Source organism: Oleiphilus sp. HI0132 (assembly GCF_001635845.1).
Genome location: NZ_LWGJ01000680.1, coordinates 1 through 505, shown reverse-complemented (window position 1 = coordinate 505; position 505 = coordinate 1). Strand labels below are relative to the sequence as shown.

Sequence of the window (505 nt, the reverse complement as noted above, 5' to 3'; positions counted from 1 at the left end):
ATTAAATGTACGGAATTACCGTACAATATAAATTAAAAGCCTTAACAAGGCAATCAAAGAACGCCCACAAAGGGCCGTGGGCTGGACTCGTTTCACTCGCCTCTGCATAAGGCGTTAGTTTTTTTTGATTTCGAGTGATACTATAGTGATACATTTTAATATAAGGTGTCACTATGAGAACTGAAGTCGTTACTACATTAAAGAGACAAGCAACGAAACTGCTTGCAGATCTGCATGAGTCAAAAGAACCTATTCTTATAACTGAACATGGCCAGCCATCAGCCTATTTGGTTGATGTGGCTGATTATGAGTTGATGGTAGATCGGATGAAAATCCTGGAAGGTATCGCGAAAGGCGAACAGGCAATCCGTGAAGGTCGAACAATGGACATGTCGCAAGCTAAAGAGAAGATGAGTAAATGGCTCAAATAATCTGGACTGAGCCAGCATTAATTAATCTGAACGATATTGCAGATTATATTGAAGTTAGTAATCCGTACGCTGCG

The 505-nt window shown here is 40.4% G+C and carries 1 protein-coding gene; it reads left to right on the top strand.

What is annotated here, in order from left to right; genetic code table 11:
• The first annotated feature begins 173 nt into the window (after positions 1 to 173).
• Complete coding sequence (locus A3766_RS08165) at positions 174 to 431, top strand: type II toxin-antitoxin system Phd/YefM family antitoxin (protein WP_068507610.1); 258 nt, start codon at positions 174 to 176, stop codon at positions 429 to 431.
• Positions 432 to 505: the final 74 nt, after the last annotated feature.